Annotated in this window: 19 protein-coding genes; 13 read left to right on the top strand and 6 right to left on the bottom strand. The window is 38.0% G+C overall.

Annotated features, from left to right (window positions below):
* Window positions 1-45: 45 nt before the first annotated feature.
* Window positions 46-2538 carry a penicillin-binding protein 1A gene (locus I6F54_RS06925; protein ID WP_197119283.1) on the bottom strand — a complete coding sequence of 831 codons (2493 nt, stop codon included), beginning with the start codon at window positions 2536-2538 and terminating at the stop codon, window positions 46-48.
* Window positions 2539-2668: 130 nt separating this feature from the next.
* Here I6F54_RS06925 and I6F54_RS06920 point away from each other — a divergent pair, with 130 nt between their 5' ends.
* From I6F54_RS06920 to I6F54_RS06880, 9 genes are all read left to right on the top strand, one after another.
* Window positions 2669-3748: a pilus assembly protein PilM gene (locus tag I6F54_RS06920; RefSeq protein ID WP_024589891.1), complete on the top strand. Its 1080-nt coding sequence runs from the start codon at window positions 2669-2671 to the stop codon at window positions 3746-3748.
* The gene (locus I6F54_RS06915) at window positions 3736-4308 is read left to right on the top strand and encodes a PilN domain-containing protein (RefSeq protein WP_007586268.1); all 573 of its coding nucleotides are present in this window, start codon (window positions 3736-3738) and stop codon (window positions 4306-4308) included. The genes I6F54_RS06920 and I6F54_RS06915 overlap by 13 nt, the downstream gene beginning before the upstream one ends.
* Entirely contained in the window at window positions 4298-4903 is a 606-nt protein-coding gene (locus tag I6F54_RS06910) for a type 4a pilus biogenesis protein PilO (protein ID WP_007586270.1), read from the top strand. The genes I6F54_RS06915 and I6F54_RS06910 overlap by 11 nt, the downstream gene beginning before the upstream one ends.
* Complete coding sequence (locus I6F54_RS06905; protein WP_007586272.1) at window positions 4900-5439, top strand: pilus assembly protein PilP; 540 nt, start codon at window positions 4900-4902, stop codon at window positions 5437-5439. Before I6F54_RS06910 ends, I6F54_RS06905 begins: the two co-directional genes overlap by 4 nt.
* Window positions 5426-7537: a type IV pilus secretin PilQ gene (locus tag I6F54_RS06900; protein WP_197140484.1), complete on the top strand. Its 2112-nt coding sequence runs from the start codon at window positions 5426-5428 to the stop codon at window positions 7535-7537. Before I6F54_RS06905 ends, I6F54_RS06900 begins: the two co-directional genes overlap by 14 nt.
* A gap of 184 nt (window positions 7538-7721) precedes the next feature.
* Window positions 7722-8240, top strand: a complete 519-nt coding sequence (gene aroK, locus I6F54_RS06895) for a shikimate kinase AroK (RefSeq protein ID WP_004589350.1) — start codon at window positions 7722-7724, stop codon at window positions 8238-8240.
* Between the two features lie 27 nt (window positions 8241-8267).
* Complete coding sequence (gene aroB, locus I6F54_RS06890) at window positions 8268-9338, top strand: 3-dehydroquinate synthase (protein ID WP_010553793.1); 1071 nt, start codon at window positions 8268-8270, stop codon at window positions 9336-9338.
* Window positions 9339-10682 carry an AAA family ATPase gene (locus I6F54_RS06885; RefSeq protein ID WP_197140482.1) on the top strand — a complete coding sequence of 448 codons (1344 nt, stop codon included), beginning with the start codon at window positions 9339-9341 and terminating at the stop codon, window positions 10680-10682.
* A 53-nt stretch (window positions 10683-10735) separates the two neighbouring features.
* Window positions 10736-11593, top strand: coding sequence for a Dam family site-specific DNA-(adenine-N6)-methyltransferase (locus I6F54_RS06880; protein WP_165740603.1), 858 nt, complete (start codon window positions 10736-10738; stop codon window positions 11591-11593).
* Here the strand turns inward: I6F54_RS06880 and I6F54_RS06875 are convergent.
* Entirely contained in the window at window positions 11550-11735 is a 186-nt protein-coding gene (locus tag I6F54_RS06875; RefSeq protein WP_165740604.1) for a DUF2970 domain-containing protein, read from the bottom strand. The two genes, I6F54_RS06880 and I6F54_RS06875, sit on opposite strands and share 44 nt — an antisense overlap.
* A 3-nt stretch (window positions 11736-11738) precedes the next feature.
* Window positions 11739-12041: a hypothetical protein gene (locus tag I6F54_RS06870; RefSeq protein WP_007586287.1), complete on the bottom strand. Its 303-nt coding sequence runs from the start codon at window positions 12039-12041 to the stop codon at window positions 11739-11741.
* Between the two features lie 161 nt (window positions 12042-12202).
* Between I6F54_RS06870 and rpe the strand changes: the two genes are divergently transcribed.
* Genes rpe through trpS form a run of 3 tightly spaced genes read left to right on the top strand, consistent with a single transcriptional unit; the run spans window position 12203 to window position 14588 of the window.
* Complete coding sequence (gene rpe, locus I6F54_RS06865; RefSeq protein ID WP_197140480.1) at window positions 12203-12886, top strand: ribulose-phosphate 3-epimerase; 684 nt, start codon at window positions 12203-12205, stop codon at window positions 12884-12886.
* The gene (locus I6F54_RS06860) at window positions 12886-13551 is read left to right on the top strand and encodes a phosphoglycolate phosphatase (protein WP_197140478.1); all 666 of its coding nucleotides are present in this window, start codon (window positions 12886-12888) and stop codon (window positions 13549-13551) included. Before rpe ends, I6F54_RS06860 begins: the two co-directional genes overlap by 1 nt.
* A gap of 32 nt (window positions 13552-13583) precedes the next feature.
* A complete protein-coding gene (trpS, locus tag I6F54_RS06855; protein ID WP_165740607.1) occupies window positions 13584-14588 on the top strand; it encodes a tryptophan--tRNA ligase in 1005 nt (334 codons plus the stop codon).
* A 129-nt stretch (window positions 14589-14717) separates the two neighbouring features.
* Here trpS and I6F54_RS06850 read toward each other — a convergent pair whose 3' ends face one another.
* Both I6F54_RS06850 and I6F54_RS06845 read right to left on the bottom strand, forming a co-directional pair.
* The gene (locus tag I6F54_RS06850; protein ID WP_197140476.1) at window positions 14718-15638 is read right to left on the bottom strand and encodes a TraB/GumN family protein; all 921 of its coding nucleotides are present in this window, start codon (window positions 15636-15638) and stop codon (window positions 14718-14720) included.
* Window positions 15639-15673: 35 nt separating this feature from the next.
* Entirely contained in the window at window positions 15674-16039 is a 366-nt protein-coding gene (locus tag I6F54_RS06845; RefSeq protein ID WP_197140474.1) for a hypothetical protein, read from the bottom strand.
* A gap of 287 nt (window positions 16040-16326) precedes the next feature.
* On the opposite strand from I6F54_RS06845, the gene I6F54_RS06840 reads away from it, so the two are divergent.
* Window positions 16327-18468 (top strand): winged helix-turn-helix domain-containing protein, encoded by a 2142-nt coding sequence (locus I6F54_RS06840; protein ID WP_197140472.1) that lies wholly within the window; start codon window positions 16327-16329, stop codon window positions 18466-18468.
* Window positions 18469-18873: 405 nt separating this feature from the next.
* Here the strand turns inward: I6F54_RS06840 and uvrA are convergent, their stop codons facing one another.
* Window positions 18874-21699, bottom strand: coding sequence for an excinuclease ABC subunit UvrA (gene uvrA, locus I6F54_RS06835; RefSeq protein ID WP_121954967.1), 2826 nt, complete (start codon window positions 21697-21699; stop codon window positions 18874-18876).
* Window positions 21700-21820 lie beyond the last annotated feature (121 nt).

Raw genomic sequence — 21820 nt, 5'->3', positions numbered from 1 at the left:
ACGGCAGCTTAAATAAGCTGCCGTTTTTGTATTACATACATATTATTAAAATAGCTCTTCTTCTGTTTTAGTGTCTTCTTCAAATATATCGTTAGGCTGAGATAGCACATACTTTGTAGGTGCAGTACCTTTTTCAAAATATTCAAATCGACTCGTGTAATCATTTTTATGGCTAAGTAAGCCGGTAGCTAAATCAATACGAATAGAAACAAGTCCCTCAGGCGGCTCAATTGGGGCTTCAGGCTTGCCTTCAAGTGCCGCTTTCATAAATTCAACCCATGCTGGCTGCGCGGTTTTAGCGCCAGATTCCGCACCTGATATTTGGCTGCTATCTAGGTTGTTGTTATATGTAGAGCGACCAAGAGCGTTGCCCGGATTATCAAAGCCAACCCAAACTGAGGTCATCACATTACTATTAAAACCGCTAAACCAGGTATCTACTGAGTCATTAGTTGTGCCTGTTTTACCTGAAATATCGCGACGATCTAGCGCTTGTGCTCGCCAACCGGTTCCACTCCAACCTGTTTTATGAGCCCAGCTACCACCCCCCCAAATTGCACTATTCATAGCATCAGCAATTAAAAATGCATTTTGCTTAGAAATAATTCTCGGCGCACATTTTTTAGTTTGCTCCATTTCATCATCACTATTATGCATCGAGAGAGCATTGTGTGTTGGCAAAGGCTCTTCGTCACAGGCAAGAGCAGGGTTTGCTTTAAACAATATATTGCCGTAAGCGTCTTGAATTTCTGAGATAAAGTAAGGTTCAATTAAATGACCGCCATTGGCAAATGTGCTCATGCCTCTTGCAAGTTCAAGCGGGGTAATAGAAGCACTACCAAGTGCTAATGATTCACTACGATTAATGTCAGCGTCTTTAAAACCAAATTTTAGTAAGTGATCAGCTGTACGTTGCAATCCAACACCACGTAGTAAGCGCACCGAAATAACGTTTTTAGACTGTGCTAAAGCACGGCGAATTCGAATAGGACCGTTGTAAACAGCAGGGCTGTTTTTAGGGCGCCATGCTACGCCTTGGCTCTTATCCCATTGGTTTATAGGTGCATCATTTAATATAGACGCAAGCGTGTAACCTTTTTCAAGTGCTGCTGAATATATAAAAGGTTTTATATTAGAACCCACTTGACGCTTAGCTTGTATCGCTCGGTTGTATTGACTTTGCTCAAAGCTGTAACCCCCTACAATAGCTTTTATTCTACCGTCTTGTGGATCGAGGGATACAATAGCGCTTGATGCTTCTGGTATTTGGCTTAATAAGTAGCTGTTATCTTCGTTTTGACGTACCCATATTTGCATACCTGGCGTTAAAATATCAGTAGCTGCTTTTGGAGCAAAGCTTTGGCGGTAGCGAGTAATATACTTACGCGCCCATTTTAAACTATCCCAACTGAGAGTTGTTTGCTCACCGTTTTTAAGTAGTACTGTAGCTGTTTTATTATTAACACTGAGTACTGCTGCAACTTTTAAAGTGCCTAACTCATTTACGCTCTGTAATTTATTGAGTATTTGTTGCTCAGTTAAAGCTGGTTGTGTTTCAGGATTCCATAAAACATCAGTTGGACCTCTAAAACCATGACGCATATCGTAACTGTGTAAGTTATTTACAAGTGCGTTTTGCGCTGCTTTTTGAACCTTTGACTCTACTGAGGTAAAAATTTTAAAACCAGAGTTGTAAGCTTTATCTACCCCATAGCGCGAAACCATTTCAGCGCGCACCATTTCAGAGATATACGGTGCGTATAAGTTTATTTCTGCACCGTGAAAATAAGCTGTAATAGGTTGGCTAGTTGCTTCGTTATATTGCTCTTGTGTTATATAGTCTTCGGTCAGTAAACGGCCTAAAACTACATTTCGGCGCGCTTTTGCACGCGTTGGGTTACGAATTGGGTTTAAAGCTGAAGGTGCTTTAGGTAAACCTGCAATCATCGCCATTTGCGCAAGTGTTAAATCTTTTAGCTCTTTACCGTAATAAACTTGCGCTGCTGCACCAATACCGAAAGCACGATTACCTAATTCTATTTTATTAAGGTAAAGCTCTAAAATTTCGTCTTTTGTTAACACTCCTTCAATATGAAGCGCTATAAATATTTCTTTAACTTTACGGATATACGCTTTTTCGCGTGTTAAAAAGAAATTACGAGCAAGCTGCATAGTAATAGTACTTGCACCTTGTTTTTTCTCGCCAGTAGATATAAGAACAACAGCCGAACGTACTATACCAATAGGGTCTATGCCTATATGATCGTAAAATCGATTATCTTCTGTCGCTAAAAATGCATTAATGAGTGTTTGAGGAATTTCATCAATAGTCACTGGAATACGACGTTTTTCACCAAATTGATTGATTAAAAGCCCATCTTTAGTGAATACTTGCATAGGAGTTTGTAATTGCACGTCTTTTAAAACTTGCACACTGGGGATATCAGGTTTAACGTAGTAATAAAGACTGATCAAAGTAATCAGACCAATTAACACACAAATGATAAAAAATTGTAAAGTTCGTTTTAATAAAATCACTTATATTTCCCTAAATGGACTCCCAATTGCGAGTTTTGACTGCTAGTATATATTGATTAAAAAATGAATAATATTTTTTCATATAAAAATTATAACTTGTTTATTATTAAAACAAAGGCCAAGTTGAAACATGCTAAGTCAACTATTTCAAAAACCGTCCCAAATGATGGTAGGAATTGATATTGGATCACACTCTATTAAGGCTGTGCTTTTACGTGAAATTGAAACTGGATTTCGACTCGAAGCACTTGCAATTGAGCCGATGCCAAAAGGCGCAATGAGTGAGCGCACAATTCAAGATATTGAAGCGATTGGTAACGTAATTACAAAATTAAGAAAAAAATTACCAAAGTCGTTAAAATCTGCAGCAGTGGCTGTTTCTGGCCAAACAGTCATTACAAAAGTGATCTTCATGGATGTATCGTTAACTGATGCTGAACTTGAGTCGCAAATTGAAATTGAAGCCGATAGTTTAATTCCATATCCTCTTGATGAAGTGAGCCTCGACTTTGAGAAGCTTTCGACGAATGAGGCCGATCCTAGTAAAATGAATGTTTTGCTTTCAGCTGCTCGTACTGAGAGTGTAGAAGCGCGTGTTGGCGCTTTAGAAGCTGCAAATTTAGAAGCTAAAATAGTTGATGTAGAAAGCTATGCATTAAGTCGTGCAATGGATGTGTATTACCAGCAATTACCTAGCGACGCATTTAATAAATGTGTGGCTGTGGTTGATATTGGTGCGGTTTTAATGCTCGTGAGCGTTGTTCAAGCTGGGGAAACAATTTATACACGAGACCAAGTTTTTGGTGGCGACCAATATACAAATAGTATTGTTGCTTATTATAATAAAGGATTTGATGAAGCTGAAATTGGTAAAACATCAGGTGATTTACCGCCAAACTACACCTTTGAAGTATTAGCCCCTTTTCAAACTTCGTTACTCCAACAAGTGCGACGCGCGGTGCAAATGTTTTTAACAACCAGTGGCAAAGAGCAAATCGACTATATTGTATTAACGGGTGGTACATCGATGATTAAAGGTATTGACCGATTACTCATTGAAGAACTAGGTATTCACTCTGTCGTTGCTGAGCCTTTTGAAAATATGGAAATTTCTCCAAAAGTAGATCGTAATGTAATGCAGCGTCACAAAACGCAGTTTGCAATTGCGACAGGGTTGGCATTAAGGAGCTTTTCAACATGCCACATATAAATCTACTTCCTTGGCGTGAATCGCAGCGCGAAGAATCGAAAAAGAAATTTGTAACTATACTTATTGGTGTCGTTATACTTTGTTTTGCGAGTATGTACTTATTAAGCTCTTTTTATAGTGCATTAAAAGACGGTCAAAACTTAAAGAATAACTATTTAAGCTCAGAAATTAGCATGCTAGATAAAAAAATAAGTGAAATTAGAAGTTTAGATAAAAGAAAAGAAAACTTACAACAGCGTATGAGGCTCATTGAAGAATTACAAAGCAGCCGTAATTTGGGTACGCAAATAATGGATGAAGTTGCCAAAATAGTGCCGGGTGGGGTTTACTTAACAAAACTCGAGCGCAGAGGCAGCCAAATACATGTATTGGGACGTAGTGAATCTAATAACCGTTTATCAACAATGCTGCGCCAAGTACAAAGCTCATATTTACTAGAGAATCCTTCAATGCAAGGCATTGTTGCAGGCGATCAATCTTCGCGTTTACTTAGTGATTTTAATATGGAATTTTATGTAAAACCATTTGATAAAATTGGTGAGGTTAGCGATGAGCCTTGATTTTAAAGCACTGAGTGAAATTGATTGGAATGAAATAGAGCTTGATAACATTGGCGATTGGCCTATTGCAGTTAAAGCAATTTGCTGTACGTTTGTTGCCGGACTTGTATTGTTTTTTAGTTATAGCCTATTAGTTTCTGATGAAATTGATAGTTACCACAGTGCAGTTGCGAAAGAGGTCGAGTTACGCACAACTTATCGCACTAAATACGCAGTCGCGAGTAAGCTTGAGATCTACCGTCAACAAATGATTGAAATGGAAGATAAGTTTTCACAATTATTAAAACGTTTACCTACCTCTAACGAAACCCCTGGTTTACTTGATGATTTGTCGTATGTTGGCACAACAAGTGGTCTGACTTTTTTAAAAATAGGTTGGTTACCAGAAGTCGAGAAAGAATTTTATACTGAATTACCGATTAAAATAGAAGTGATAGGGACCTACCATGAATTTGGTGAGTTTGTGGGTAAAGTAGCTCAGTTACCACGAATTGTAAGCTTACATGACTTTTCTATTTTATCATCGGGCGATAAACAGTTAACATTTAGTGTTGTTGCAAAAACATATCGCTATGAAGAAGGGGTTAAAAAATGAAGCTCCTTCGCGTAGTACCTGTAGTAATGGTGTTTGTTTTGAGTGGTTGTAATGATGATACGTCTGAGCAAAAAGAATTTATTGATCAAGTAAAAGCAAGCACAACACCAAAGGTTGAATCAATTCCTGAGCTGACAAAGTTTGAAATATTTGAGTACAGTGCTGGTCAGCTACGTAGCCCGTTTGTAGCGCCTCAGCCTGAGATAATCCAAAATAAATTAACGCAAGTAAAAAACTGTTTGCACCCAGATCAAGAGCGTCGCCGCGAACCGTTAGAAAAATACCCGCTAGATAACTTAGCAATGAAAGGCACAATTGGTTCTAGTGGACAAATATGGGCATTAATAACAGCAGCTGACGCTACTTTGCATCGTGTAACGGTAGGGAATTACCTTGGTAGTTATGATGGCAAAGTAAAAACAGTAAGTAACGACTATATAGAGTTAGTGGAATTAATCCCTGATGGGTCTGGCTGTTGGAAAGAGCGCTTGACTAAATTAGAAATGTTAGAGGCGGCAACAGATGGCGCAAATTAATAATAAAAAAGGTAAAAATAGCATGCATAAGGATGTACTTTGGCTTCATCGTATTTCACAAACATTACTGGCTGCTGTTGCTTTAGTCACTGTAAATTCAGCCGTTGCAGGGCCGTTACTTTATGATGTTCGTTATAATCCATTACTTAAAGGCGAAACTGAGTTACAGCTTGTTTTTGATGAAGAGTTAACGCTTGAGCCAAAAGTTCAGGTGTTTAATAGCCCAGCCCGAATCGAAATGTTTTTTGATACCGCAGAGTTAGAGGTTGGTTTAAATGATGTTGAAGTTAATCAAGCTGGAATTAGCAGTGTTACTAATGTTTTAACTAACAGTGGTTTAAAGGTAACGGTAAACTTAGATAGATTAAAAATTTATGAAACTGAAGTTCATAACAACTTAGTATCAATACGCGTGTCTGATAATCCTCTTACAGAATCTGAAAATGAAAATGAAGATGTAGCGATGGACTCAGGTGATGTAAGTGGAAATTACATCAACCGTATCCAATCAATTGATTTTAGACGTGGTGAAAAGGGCGAAGCGAAAGTACTCGTATTTTTACAAGACACTCAAGCTGCAATTGAAGTCCATGAAAGTGGCGGTAAAATTTACGCTGACTTTCATCACACCGATATTTTAGATGACCTACTTTATGAATTAGATGTATTAGATTTTGGTACTGTTGTAAGTAATATCGAGACTTTTAAAGAAGACGGATTAAGTCGTGTCGTTATTGAGCCAAACGCTCAGTTTACATTTACGTACCAGCAAATAGATAATATTTTAACGCTGACGGTAGAAAAAGATGAAACGCAAAACGCCTATTTAGATGGTGGCGTTGAGTATCAAGGTCGCCCTATGACCTTAAATTTTCAAGATATCTCTGTGCGAGCAGCACTACAAATTATTGCGGGTTATAACGATTTTAACTTAGTAACCAGTGATTCAGTGACAGGTAATATAACACTGCGCTTAGATGGCGTACCGTGGGATCAAGCGCTTGACGTAGTATTGCGTATTAAAGGGCTAGATAAGCGCATGGATGGCTCTATTTTAATGGTAGCACCTGCAGAAGAACTAGCTGCACGTGAAGCTAAAGATTTAAAAGCTAAACAGCAAGTTGAAGACTTAGAGCCTCTATACAGTGAATACATTCGATTAAACTATGCTAAAGCCGAAAATTTTGCTGATTTATTAAAAACAGATAGAAACAGCATTATAACAGCCCGTGGTAGTGTATCGGTTGATCAGCGTACAAATACCTTATTAGTAAAAGATACGGTAAAGAGTATAGAAAATATCCGCCGCATGATTGAAACACTCGATATTCCAGTACAGCAGGTTGTAATAGAATCTCGTATGGTAACTGTGCGTGATAACGTTACTGAGGACTTAGGCGTACGCTGGGGCTTTAGTGACCAAGGTAGTAGTGTTGGTATTTCAGGTTCACTTGAAGGCGCAGAAGGCATTTATAACGCGACATCAACTTCAAATGCGCCAAGTATTTCAGATCGATTAAATGTAAATTTACCTACATCAAACCCAGCAGCAAGTATTGGCTTACACATAGCAAAACTGGCTAATGGTACGTTAATTGATTTAGAGCTAAGTGCGCTTGAAAAAGAGAACAAAGGTGAGATTATTGCAAGCCCGCGCATTATTGCAGCAAACCAGCAAAAAGCGCGAATAGAGCAAGGTACTGAAATTCCTTACACTGAGTCAGCTTCAAGTGGTGCTACTACCGTAAGCTTTAAAAAAGCGGTACTGAGTTTAGAAGTAACGCCTCATATAACCCCGGATAATAAAGTAATACTAGACTTAGTGATTACTCAAGATACACGTGGTGATACCGTACAAACGGGTACAGGTGAAGCTGTGTCTATTGATACCCAAGAGATCCAAACACAAGTATTAGTTGAGAATGGACAAACCGTCGTACTCGGTGGTATTTTCCAGCAGCAAATCATTAATACTACAAGTAAAGTACCAATTTTAGGTGATATTCCTTATGTAGGAAGACTATTTAAAAGCACAAGTGAGTTTAATGAAAAGCGTGAATTGCTTATTTTCGTGACACCAAAAATACAAATTGATTAAAATACAGTGGTTTTATGTTAACCAACGGGTGATTATTTAGATTAATTGCTCGTTATATGGCTTTTTATCCTAATTGACTTGAAATACCCCTGCAATTACTGAGATAATCCCCTCCTTAATTTTGGGGCCAGGTCGTTAGGCGGGGTTTTATTTCAAATTTTAGAGTTTGTTTGTACTAAAAGATATGGCTGAGAAACGTAATATATTTCTAGTTGGCCCCATGGGGGCTGGCAAAAGCACGATTGGTCGTCACATCGCTGACCAATTACACCTTGAATTTGTTGATTCTGATCAAGAAATCGAACGCCGCACAGGTGCAGATATTGCATGGGTATTCGATCTTGAAGGTGAAGAAGGCTTTAGACTTCGAGAAGAGTCTGTTATTGGCGATTTAACCGAGATGCAAGGTATTGTACTTGCTACCGGTGGTGGTTCAGTAATGAGCAAAGAAGTTCGAAACAAGCTTTCGGCTCGAGGTATCGTTGTATACCTAGAGACACCTATAGAGAAGCAAGTTGCACGCACGCAACGCGACAAGCGTCGTCCATTACTGCAAACTGAAGAAGCACCTCGTAACGTACTAGAGCGCTTAGCAGAAGAACGCGAGCCACTATACAAAGAAGTTGCTGATTTTGTTGTACGTACCGATGAGCAAAGCGCTAAAGTTGTTGCTAACCAAATCATCGAGAAATTAGATTTTTAAAAACCAATAATAAAGGAATAGCCAAGCATGCTTAAATTAACTGTTAATTTGGACGAGCGAAGTTATCCTATTTATATTGGGCAATCTGCACTTCAAGATAATGGCCGCCTGGTTCACCACATTGGTGATTGTCGGCCTATCATCATTACTAATGACACAATAGCGCCTTTATATTTGCAAAGGTTACTTGATTCATTAGCTGATCTAAATCCGCTATCTTTTATTATTCCTGACGGTGAGCAATATAAATCACTTGAATGGTTTGAAAAAATATCAGCATTTTTACTACAAAATAACTGTGGCCGAGATACGTGTTTAATTGCGTTAGGTGGCGGTGTTGTAGGTGACCTAACTGGTTTTGTAGCGGCTTGTTATCAGCGCGGCGTACCGTTTATTCAAATACCAACGACAGTGCTTTCACAGGTTGATTCATCGGTAGGTGGAAAAACGGCAGTAAATCATCCGTTAGGTAAAAATATGATAGGGGCATTTTATCAGCCTCAAGCGGTTTTTATTGATACGCAAACATTACACACTCTACCTGCACGAGAGTTTGCAGCAGGTATGGCTGAGGTAATTAAGTATGGTCTGATTTACGATACCGAATTATTTGCCTATTTAGAGCGAAATGTGACTAATTTACAGCAATTAGATGAAGCATGCTTACAGCATATCATTTTTAGATGTTGTGAAATAAAAGCGCTTATAGTTGCTCAAGATGAAAAAGAACACGGCTTACGGGCTTTGTTAAACTTAGGCCATACATTTGCCCATGCAATTGAGGCACAGATGGGTTATGGCGTTTGGTTACACGGCGAAGCTGTTGCAACAGGAATGGTATTAGCAGCTAAACTTGCCAAGACACGCCAAGATTTAAGCGCAGATGAAGTTGATCGAATTATTAAGCTGCTTGAGCTATATAATTTACCAACAGAAATTCCAAAGCAAATGACTAGCGAGCAGTTTTTAACGCATATGCGTAAAGACAAAAAGAATAAAAAAGGCACTATCCGCTTTATTCTACCTACCCAATTTGGCCAGTGTGCATTAGTTGATAATGTATCTGATGATCAAGTTAGAGACTTAATCGAGCAGTAAATGCAGTCACAAATTTTACCAAGCCGTGCGGCTTTGGTGGATAGAATCGCACTGCAATTTGAGTACGGGCAAAATTTAATTGTTTTACTTGGCACTTCTGGGCTAGGTAAAAGTTACATGCTCGAAACCTTCATTACAGATAAATACAACGACTTTAATAAAGCCTTCGTGCAAGTAAGTGCGCAAATGACTGATGCTCAGCTAATGAGTGAGTTATTAGAGCAAAGCTTTAACTCTCCCCTGATTGATCATAACTTAAGTTTACCTGAAAACTATTACCAATTACTGCAGCAGCAACCATGCGGGCCATGTTTATGGGTACTTGATGGCGGTAGGCAATTATCTGATGAGATGTTAATTGAGCTTGAGTTACTTTCTAAAAACAGCCCAAATACGCTATATATTATAATAGCTTCACAGTCCAAACTGGCTTTAAATAACGCTGTTGAAATTTATCTGGAGCCGCTAACGCTTCGAGAAAGCAAGATGTTATTGCAGTGGTACTTTACAGACTTACCCTATGATGAAGACCCTGTATTTAGTACTTTTTTAGCTGAGGCTCATGGTAATCCAAGCTTATTGCTTGCTTGGCAACCTAGTGAGCACATAGCCGATATTATTGTTAAAGACAAAGTGTCTTGGCGATTACACTTATTGATTTTGATGTTGCTGATTATGCTTTTAATTATTGGTCTGCTTTATAAGTCGGATATGACGCAGTGGTGGCAACAGTATTATCAGCAAGAAGAAACACAAGTAGTAAATACAGCAATATCTATAGAGCAAGTAAGTGAGCCGGCTATAAAGAAAAATGACTCAATAATTAACTTAAATGAACTTGAAGTAGTTGAGCCAGATATTAAGCCAGAGCGTGTACACATTAATGATGTGCCTGCCATAATGCAAAGCCTTACCGAACCTGGCAACACTGTTAATGTATTAGACAATGATGTTGATGACAGTGCTAAAAACAAAAGCAGTATAGTAAGTGACGTTAAATCTGAAGCTCTAAAAGTAAATACAGCAGAGCAAACTCAGATCAGCCAAGATAATATATGGTACATGCAGCAAATAGATACAAATAGTGTTATTCAATTATTAGCCGTAACTCAGCAGGAAGTTAGCGATAATTTTATTGCTCAATTCAATCTACAGCAGCAAACTCATACTTACCAAACAAAGCGAAATAATAAAATATGGTGGGTTGTTACATTTGGCAGTTTTGAAAGTATAAACGAAGCAAAATCAGCAATGGATACTTTATCTGCTGAGGTTAGAAAAAATAAACCTTTCTATAAAAAAATTAGTAAAATAAAGCAAGAAATAGCACTCGTTGATCAGTAAAACACACTGCTTTAGTGTAAAATCGCGCAACACCAGATTGAAGTAAAGAGCCAATGCAGCAAAAGAGTAGAGCCTTCCTTAAATGGGCCGGCGGAAAATACAGCCTAGTTGAAAATATTAATGCGCGATTAAACCAAGCTAGCAAGCATGCTGATACGTTGGTTGAACCTTTTGTTGGTGCAGGCTCTGTGTTTTTAAATAGTGACTTTAAACACTATATTCTCAATGATATAAATGCAGACTTAATTAACTTATACAAAGAGCTAAAAAGCTCTCCAGATGAGCTGATTAGTGACGCTAAAAAGTTATTTGTAGATTTGAATAATCACGCAGATGCTTATTACGAATATCGTGTACAGTTTAATCAAAGTCGTGATGTATATGAACGTTCAATATTGTTTTTATACATGAACCGCCATGGTTACAACGGACTCTGTAGGTATAATTTAAAAGGTATTTTTAATGTGCCTTTTGGTAAATATAAAAAGCCTTACTTTCCTGAAAAAGAAATGTATTTTTTTGCTGAAAAAGCACAAAAAGCAACTTTCACCTGTTTAGACTACGATGACGTTTTTAAGTTAGTACCTAACAATGCTGTTATTTATTGCGACCCACCTTATGTACCATTAAGTAAAACGGCTTCGTTTACCTCTTACGCTAAGGGCGGGTTTAATTTAGATGATCAGGCTAATCTGGCTAATCTGGCTGAGAAGGCGGCGTTTGAAAACAACACGCCAGTGCTTATATCTAATCACGATACTGTATGGACTCGAAAAATTTATAGCCAAGCATCACTTGATCAAATACAAGTAAAGCGCACTATCAGCCCCAAAGGTGGCTCTAGAAATAAAGTAGACGAGTTAATGGCTATGTATTTAGCACCCAAGCAACCACTGCATAAATTGCGATAACAAAAGCAATAAATAGTGTAATCGCAATTAAAATAATAGACGTAGGAGAGTGTTGTTTAAAATCAGCTTGGCGTTTATTTTCAGATTGAACACCAAAAAATGCTGCTAGCACACTTTGCAACGCGCTAATAAATTGCAGCATTATTTAAAATAAGGGTTTTAAAGAAGGAGTATTTTTAGAATCATCAGAACTAGTAAGTAGTTCTAGCAAATCGAGGTAATGAAACTGAGCGCTACGGCTATCGCCAGTTAACCACGAAAACCACGATGACTCTTCTTCAGCTTTAATACACGTGATTGTAGTTAATGTGTTTTGAGCACTTACCACTTGTGTATTATGACAATTACCCACTGAGCTTAATTCTTGCTCAGAGCTTGAATCAAAGCTAAACGCCCCGATAAGCAGTAATGCCGACGCAATTAATATCCCAGTTTTAAAAGCACGCATGATGAAATCCAATAATTTGTTACTTTTTTAATCATAGCAAATATTGATTAAATATCAAACTTAAAGTTACCTGAAATAGGGGCTATTACGCCATATTACTTGGGTAACATCTTCAATTAAGTTACATTAACGCAATACACTATTTATTGATGGAGTTAATCATGTTTAACCCAGAGCAAAAATATTTAATTGCCCCTTCTATTTTGTCTGCTGACTTTGCAAAGTTAGGTGAAGATGTTGACAAAGTACTCGCTGCGGGTGCAGATGTGGTTCATTTTGATGTAATGGATAATCACTATGTACCTAATCTAACAATTGGCCCAATGGTGTGTAAAGCACTTAGAGATTACGGCGTAACAGCGCCTATCGACGTGCATTTAATGGTTAAGCCTGTTGATAGCCTTATTCCACTGTTTGCAGAGGCAGGTGCATCAATTATTACTTTTCATCCAGAAGCTAGCGAGCACGTTGATCGTACAATACAGCTGATTAAAGATCACGGCTGTAAAGCAGGCTTAGTGTTTAACCCTGCAACAAGTCTAAGTTATTTAGATCATGTTATTGATAAGCTCGATACCATTTTACTTATGTCGGTAAACCCAGGTTTTGGCGGGCAAAGTTTTATCCCTCATACGCTTGAAAAATTACGCCAAGCAAAACAGCGTATTATTGAATCAGGTCGAGATATTCGCTTAGAGGTTGATGGTGGTATTAAAGTCGATAACATTGCAGCAGCAGCTCAAGCGGGTGCAGATATGTTTGTTGCAGGTTCTGCTATTTTTAACCAACCAGATTACAAAGTTGTGATTGATCAAATGCGTGAGCAGCTTGGAAGTGTAAAATAATGAAGTACGATATCGCCTTATTTGATTTAGATGGTACCTTGGTTGATAGCGTTTACGATTTATATATAGCCATAAATCTCACATTAACTGACTTAGCATTTCCGATAGTAAGTCAGCGTTTGGTTGAAAGCTGGGTAGGTAATGGTGTTGAAGTGCTAGTTAAACGCGCCTTGAGTGGCGATATGCAAGTGAGTGAACATTTAGATGAATCACTCAGCAGCAAAGCTATTACGCAGTTTTATAAACATTATGAGCAACATGTGGGTGAATATAGTGTGTTGTACCAACATGTAGAAACTGGGCTTGCAGCACTTCGCGGTATGCCCAAAGCATTAGTCACTAATAAGTCTCGTGTGTTTACAGAGAAGTTGCTTGATAAACTAGCACTAGCGAGCCATTTTGATGTGATTGTATGTGGTGACGATATGGCAAAAAAACCATCTCCAGAGCCATTGCTATTTGCCTGTAAAAAGCTAAATGTTGAACCGAATAAAGCAATAATGATAGGTGATTCTAAAAGCGATATACTTGCAGCTAAAGCCGCTAACATAGACGTAATTGCACTTAATTACGGCTATAACCAAGGTGAAAACCTTGCAGATTATAATCCGCAGTACCTATGCGATAACTTCTTAGATATAATACCTGTTCTAACGCAGCGTTAAATATTATTAATTAAGCTAAATAAAGGAAAATCATGAGTAAACCAGTAGTATTAAGTGGCATGCAGCCAACCGGTGGTATGACAATAGGCAACTATGTTGGCGCTATTAACCAGTGGGTTAAGCTACAGGAAGAATGTGATAGCTACTTTATGCTTGCAGATTTGCATGCGATTACGGTACGCCAAGACCCTGAATTACTTCGCGCTCGCGTACTGGATGGAGTTGCGTTATATACAGCATGTGGTATCAATCCGGAAAAATCTGCATTATTTGTACAATCTCAAGTGCCTGAGCATGCTCAACTTGGTTGGGTTTTAAACTGTTATGCGCAAATGGGTGAGCTTAATCGTATGACGCAGTTTAAAGATAAGTCAGCAACGCACGCTAATAATATTAACGTGGGTTTATTTGCTTATCCAGCTCTGCAAGCGGCGGATATTTTATTGTATCAAGCAGATAAAGTACCTGTAGGAGATGATCAAAAGCAGCATTTAGAGCTGACTCGCGATATTGCTACGCGCTTTAATAATGTATATGGCGATATTTTTACGCTACCAGAACCGTATATTCCTGAATTTGGTGCTCGCGTAATGAGCCTACAAGATCCACTTAAAAAGATGTCAAAGTCAGATGAAAACCCAAATGGTTTTATCATGATGCTAGACGAGCCTAAAAAGATTGAGAAAAAACTTAAAAAAGCAGTAACAGACTCAGACGAACAAGCGCGTATCTACTTTGATCGCAAAGAAAAGCCGGGTGTATCAAACTTGCTTACTTTATTAAGCGTTGCAACTAAGCGCTCAATTGAAGACTTAGTGCCAGAATACGAAGATAAAATGTATGGCCATTTGAAGAAAGATACCGCTGATGCTGTTGTAAGCATGATTGAACCTATTCAAGCTCGCTTTAAAGAGATTAGAGAAGATCAATCGCTTCTTAATAACATCATGAAAAAGGGCGCTGAAAAAGCGAGTGCTCGAGCTGAGGTTACATTAAAAGCCGTTTATGATGCAGTTGGATTTATTCCACGCCCATAAGGATAGCTTTACCACTTATGTAAAAATGCCGCTTACTTCAAATAAGCGGCATTTTTTATATAATACTAATTAACATTAAAAAACCAAATATAAATAATAACGACATTGCTTGTTTGTCTGTCTTGTCCATTATTCAGCGTCTTTAGTTGTTATTTTAACGCTCTCTTCAACATCAACTAAAGAAACGCTATAGCCTTTGTTTTCAAGTAATGTGAGTAAACTATCTTGTCCTGCAAGGTGGGCAACTCCAACAAGTACAAACTCATTTTTGTCGTTGTTAAACATGGCTTCTACTTTTGGTAACCAATCATTATTTCTATCTGTAATGATTTGTTTATAGCTATTCGGATCATTTTGCTGCATATCTTCAAGTGCCACTTTATTCAGTGTGTCTGTATCACCTTTGCGCCAGGCAGCTAAAAGTCCTTTAAACATATCGCCATAGTTGTGAAGCTCGGCTAAGTTACGTTTAATGAAATCGTTTTCGTTGCCTTGACCCATTGTTTTAAAAAACTCTAACTGAAATTCGATTGTTTCTAAGTAATTTTTTGTTTTGTTATCTTCAGTCGCTTTTTTAGTAAAGTAAGCATCAACCCCTTCACCCATTAAATTTTGCTTTTGAAGCTCCATCGACATTAAGACAATACTAACCATAGCAGGGCGAAAACCATCTAACTTAGCTAGGTTAGCGCCAAACTCGCTAAGCTTATTTTCAAGTAAAGCCTTAATCTCGGGTTCTAGCTTTTGACTCAACGTTTCGTTATTTGTATACGATAGCGCACCTAACATTTGCATTTGTGCATTGGTGTCGGCTGGGTCAGGTAACGGTGCTTCTAAAATAATTGTATCTGCTTGTTCATAAGCATGGTTAAACTCAGCGGGTAGAGGCATTTCAGCTTTAGGTAGTATGTGAACTGTACCGCCAATAAATAGTGAGTCATTGCCATTACTTACTTGCCATACAGAGCTTTGAGCCTGTGCTGTATTTGCTAAAAGGCTACAACTAAGTAATACGCTAGCAGACACTAATTTTTTTGTGAATTTTTTCATGATCATTCCTTAATATAGCTTTTAATTTGATTTTTTTAGTTCGATAACACATTGCTGAAATATGCAGTTATTGACGATGTTACCTTTGAAAGATTTTTATCAATTTGCGAGTTTATTTTGCTCATTGAAGAGTCAAGCTCAGCTGATATTTTTTCATCTATTGAAGAAAGTAATGTCTGCTTATCAACATTACTTTTTAAAGACTCAGAAGCGTCTATTTTGTTTGTTTTTTGTAGTTTTTGATTAACAGGGTTAATTGCCTCTATGCTTTCACCAATCATACATTTCTCAAAAATATTTTGAATGGTGTCTTGTTTAGCGTCAGCTGCAATAACTGAAGTAGTATTAAAAGCCGTTGCTAGTAGTAAAGCTGGCAGTACTTTTTTCATTGTGTTGTTCATAATTAAACCTTTTATATTTTTGATTGCAGCCAATTTAGAATCACAAATGATTTTTACTAAGCTACTTGTTGATGACGGTTTAAAGAATATCGCTGAATTTATTAAGAGTCGCTTATCTAGTTATGAGCAATTAATAGATAAGGTTTTAAATATAAAAAATTGTTAAAATTTAGTGTGTTAGCTTTAAATCTTATAATGCTAATATAAGGTTTAGAATGCTTTTTCTATAAAATAAAGTGTAGATGTGATACGGTTTATAAAAATAAAAATAAAAATACGTAAAGACTATGAATTATCAAATCGGACCTTGGCAATTTATTAGTAATCGCTGTGTGATTACTTCAAACCATTTAGAAAGGGAATTAGATCCACTTTTAGTAAAGTTATTACTCCACTTTATAGATAAGCCTCAACAAATCGTTTCCCGCCAAGAGCTTATTGAGAGTGTGTGGCAACAGAGCTTTGTTGATGATAATGCGATTAACCGTGCAATCTCAGAGTTAAGAAAGCAGCTTGCCCACCCAATTGAAAAAGCGCCGCTTTTAAAAACGCATTACCGTAAAGGATATAGCCTAACAGTAATACCTGAGCGTTTAACGCAAGCAAACGTTTCGAAAGAGCCTGCAAATATTTTTCCTGACTCACCGGGTATTTCTGCCAAAAATGAAGAAATAGCTAGTGCAACTATTTCGAAACCAGTTCAAAAAAAGAATAGTAAAAAGTTTTTGATTTATTCTTTACTCGTCATTATTTTCCTGTGTTTTTTAGTATGGTTCGGGTTGTTTTTTATTAATGCACCTTCTAGTGAAAAGATTAAACAGATCACGGTTAATAAGGTAGCAAGCACGTGGAATATAGGCAGTGAGGTTCATCCTGAGATGTCCTCAGATAAACAATATTTAGCTTATACAAATGTTGAACCTGAAAATGACGTAATGCATGCATTTGTAAAGCGACTATCTGATCAAAGGGAAGTTGAAATTACCTATCCAGGCTTTCAAGTATCTATTTTATCGTGGCAGTTAAATCAGCGCTCTGTGTTGTTACAAGCTACCAACTTGAAGCAGCAAAAGTGTGAAATGGTACTCGTTGATTTAAGCCAGTTTCCTGTTATAGGAGAGGCTACTTTAATTAAAAAATGCGACCTTAGATACACAGGTTATGCGCAAGTAGACGAAAGTGGTGAGCATATTTATTACACTGAATATAAAAATGAGCATGAGGGTTCAGGTTTATATAAATATGATTTAGAACTTAAAAAAGAATTCATAGTGATCCCACCACCAGGGGTAATGTATGGCGTAATCATGCCGCGTTTATCTCATTCTGGTAGTAAAATAGCATATGTACTTAGTCAAAAAGGTAAGCCTTTTTCTGTATTTAGCTACAACTTTGAGACCCATGAAACCAAGCGGTTATTTAAAGCAAAGAAAAGCATAATTAGCTTCGCGTTTGATTGGCTTGCAGACGATAAAGGCGTGATTGTTTTTGAAGATTCAGACCTTTCAACCATTGTGCTTGATGAAAATAATATTATTAAACGCACACTAACGGTTACCCCAGCAATTTCACCTTATTATATTGCAGTTCAATCGGCTAATAGCCTTTTTTACTCAGCAAATAAAACACAAGCATTTTCGTTAATTAAAGCGACTAATCTTTTTAGTGATGCTCCTGAGTATGAAGCACTCTACAAAAGTGATGAAGACGACTACAACATTGTAGAAGTCATTAATGAGAAAGGGCCAGCGCATATTTTTGTATCCGAGCGCTCTGGCAGCAGTCAGTTGTGGTTATCTCAAAACGGGCTTACAAAGCAACTTAGTAACTTTACTTATGAAGGGAAATCTAACTTTGCTATTGGCGGACTAAGAGTATCGAGTAAGCAAGATCGTGTTTTATTAAGAATTAATAGTGATATTGCATTTTTTGACGTTATGTCGAACAAGCTCTATACCATAGCTGAGTTTAAAGGGCGAAAAATACTAAACTATGTATGGTCTAAAGATAATGAAAGTATAATTTATTTAGAGCGAAGTGGTTCAGAAAATCTATTTGCTCAATTTAATTTATTAACGCGAGACACAACTATATTAGAGGGTGTTAAAGCTAACAAATTAATTTCAGACGTTGACGGTACTAATTATGCAATTACTAATAATCAGTTAATTAAACTATCAGATAAACAGAATTGGGAATTGCCTAAAGACGCGCGACAAGCGCAACTTTTTGCCATTAATGGTAATTACCTTTACTACTCCGATGCTATTTCAAGAGTTGCTCGGCTTAATTTAGAAGATAAAACAGTACAAGATGTACATGTAGATTTTAAACCCATCGCATTTTTTATTAGTGATAACAATCAGATTTTCTTTACAGAATCAAAATATAAAGATATGCAAATAATACAGATAAGTTGGAACGACTAGGGCGTGTCTATCTTTCTAGATTAAGTTTGTAGCAGTGTGTTGTTTTTCTTTAATAACATTTTCGATTGTTATACCAATTCGCTTAATTAAGTGATCTATTTTGAGGATGGAAAAACGTGTTGATAGCTAGGCAAAAAATTCGCTATTTAGTTGTTCTCGGCAATTGCTCCTGCATTGCTCTACCTTCTGCATCCATGCAGTCGTAAATGAGAATTTTTTAACACAGGTAGCGACACGTTTAGCCCCGCAAAATGATTAAGTATTATTGCGGATTGGTATTATGTTGATAAAAGAAAAATTAGAGCAAAAAAATAGCGAGAAGTGAATCTTCTCACTATTTTTAATTAAGTGCAATCTAGACAGTTAAATAACCTTAATGCAGATTGATTTGTAACAACCAAACCTCTATTTACTTAATAGAGGTTTTAGGTAATGCCCAGTATGTGAACGCTCACATTCGGCTACTTCTTCTGGCGTGCCTGCAATGAGTATTTCACCACCGCCAGCACCGCCTTCAGGTCCTAAATCGATAACCCAATCTGCAGTTTTAATTACATCGAGGTTGTGCTCAATAACAACAATTGTATTGCCGTGATCGCGCAGACGATGAAGTACAACAAGCAGCTGTTCAATGTCAGCAAAGTGTAAGCCTGTTGTTGGCTCATCTAATATGTAGAGCGTTTTACCTGTATCACGCTTTGACAGCTCACGCGCTAGTTTTACACGTTGCGCCTCACCACCAGAGAGAGTAGTAGCGGCTTGACCTAAACGAACATACGACAAACCAACGTCCATCAGCGTTTTAAGCTTACGCGCAATAGCCGGTATTTTATCAAAGTAATCATGAGCGTCCTCAACAGTCATCTCAAGCACTTGGTGTATGTTTTTACCTTTGTATTGTACTTCGAGTGTTTCGCGGTTATAGCGTTTACTCTTACATACATCACACGGTACATACACATCAGGTAAAAAGTGCATTTCAACTTTAATTAAGCCGTCACCTTGGCAAGCTTCACAGCGTCCGCCTTTAACGTTAAAGCTAAAGCGACCTACTTTGTAGCCACGTGAGCGCGCTTCTTGTGTACCTGCAAATAACTCACGAATGCCGGTAAATATACCTGTGTACGTTGCCGGGTTTGAGCGCGGAGTACGACCAATTGGGCTTTGATCAATATCGATCACTTTATCAAAATGATCTAAACCACTAATTGATTTATACGGTGCCGCTTCGGCTGTTGTTGCGCCATTTAGCTCTGTATGAGCAAGTTTAAACAAAGTGTCGTTTATTAGCGTTGATTTACCTGAGCCCGATACACCTGTCACACAGGTCATTAAACCAAATGGGATTTTTAAATCCACATTTTTAAGATTATTACCTGTTGCGCCAAATAGCTCTAGCCATTTGTCGTTCGTTGGGTGACGTTCTTTTGGTATTTCTATTCTACGTACGCCTGATAAAAACTGGCCCGTAACAGACTCTTTGCTTGCTAAAATATCGTCGCGTGTTCCTTGAGCAATAATATGCCCACCATGAACACCCGCGCCTGGGCCAATATCAATAATATGGTCAGCGGCACGAATAGCATCTTCATCGTGCTCTACCACAATAACGGTGTTACCTAAGTCGCGTAAATGTACCAATGTTTGTAATAAACGGTCGTTATCGCGTTGATGCAGCCCAATAGATGGCTCATCTAGGACGTACATTACACCTACAAGGCCTGCACCAATTTGGCTCGCTAAGCGAATACGCTGAGCTTCACCACCTGATAGTGTGTCGGCGCTGCGCTCAAGTGATAAGTAATTTAGGCCAACGTTAATTAAAAACGATAAACGGTCGCGAATTTCTTTTAGTATTTTTTCAGCTATTTGGCCTTTTTGTCCGGTTAGCGTTAACCCTTCAAAAAACTCCATAGCTTCACCAATACTCATGCACGTGATTGCAGGTAAGTTGGTTTTTCCAATAAATACATTTCGAGATTCTTCGCGTAAACGCGAGCCATTACAGCTAGGACATGCTTGGCTTGTTTGGTATTTAGCAAGCTCTTCGCGTACTGAGTTTGACTCGGTCTCGCGGTAGCGGCGATTCATGTTATTTAAAACGCCTTCAAACTCATGATTACGCGTAATTAAATCGCCACGGTCGTTACGATAATTAAACGCAATTTTAGTGCTACCAGAGCCATCTAAAATAATTTTTTTCGAGTCGCTGTCTAAATCTTGATAAGGCACATCTAAATCAAAACTATAATGCTCAGCAACGGCTTGTAGCATTTGATAGTAATAAAAGCTGCGTTTATCCCAGCCTTTAATTGCACCGCCAGCAAGGCTTAACTCTGGGTTATGCACTACGCGATTAGGATCAAAATATTGACGTATACCTAAACCATCACAGGTTTGGCACGCACCAGCAGGGTTATTAAACGAAAACAAACGCGGTTCTAGCTCAGTCATTGCATAGCCACAAGTAGGGCAGGCAAAGTTTGCTGAGAAGAGAATTTCTTCAGCGCTGCTATCATCCATGTATGCTACATGTGCAACGCCATTAGACATTTCAAGTGCAGTTTCGAACGATTCCGCTAAGCGTTGCTGTAAGCCATCTTTTACTTTAAATCTGTCTACAACAACTTCTATTGTATGTTTTTTATGGAGCTCAAGTGTTGGTGGATCAGACAAGTCACATACTTCACCGTCTATACGGGCGCGAATATAACCTTGGCTTGATAGCTGCTCTAATAACTTAACATGCTCACCTTTACGCTCTTTTACTATAGGCGCAAGCAGCATTAATTTACTGCCTTCAGGCAGAGCCAAAACAGTATCTACCATTTGACTAACGGTTTGCGCAGCAAGTGGTAAATCATGTGTAGGGCATCGTGGTTCGCCAACGCGGGCAAACATAAGTCGTAAATAATCGTAAATTTCGGTAATAGTACCCACAGTTGATCGTGGATTATGAGACGTTGATTTTTGCTCAATAGAAATTGCAGGAGAGAGGCCTTCGATGTGATCTACATCAGGCTTTTCCATAAGCGATAAAAATTGTCTTGCATACGCAGAAAGTGATTCAACATACCGGCGTTGTCCTTCTGCATAAAGTGTATCAAATGCAAGTGATGACTTCCCCGAACCAGATAGACCAGTAATAACTATTAATTTATCACGTGGGATGGTTAGGCTGATGTCTTTTAAATTATGCGTACGGGCGCCTCGGACTTCAATGTTTTCCATGCTATCTCGTTTATTACCAAAATTATTTACTCAGTATCGCATAATACGAAGCAATATTAATCCTTGATCAATGAAAAATCCTTACTTATAGGCGATTAATTATTGCCAAGCTTATGGTAGA

This window comes from Pseudoalteromonas sp. SWXJZ10B, assembly GCF_015864475.1.
GTDB classification, from domain to species: domain Bacteria; phylum Pseudomonadota; class Gammaproteobacteria; order Enterobacterales; family Alteromonadaceae; genus Pseudoalteromonas; species Pseudoalteromonas arctica.
This window is presented reverse-complemented; position numbering and strand designations above follow the sequence as displayed.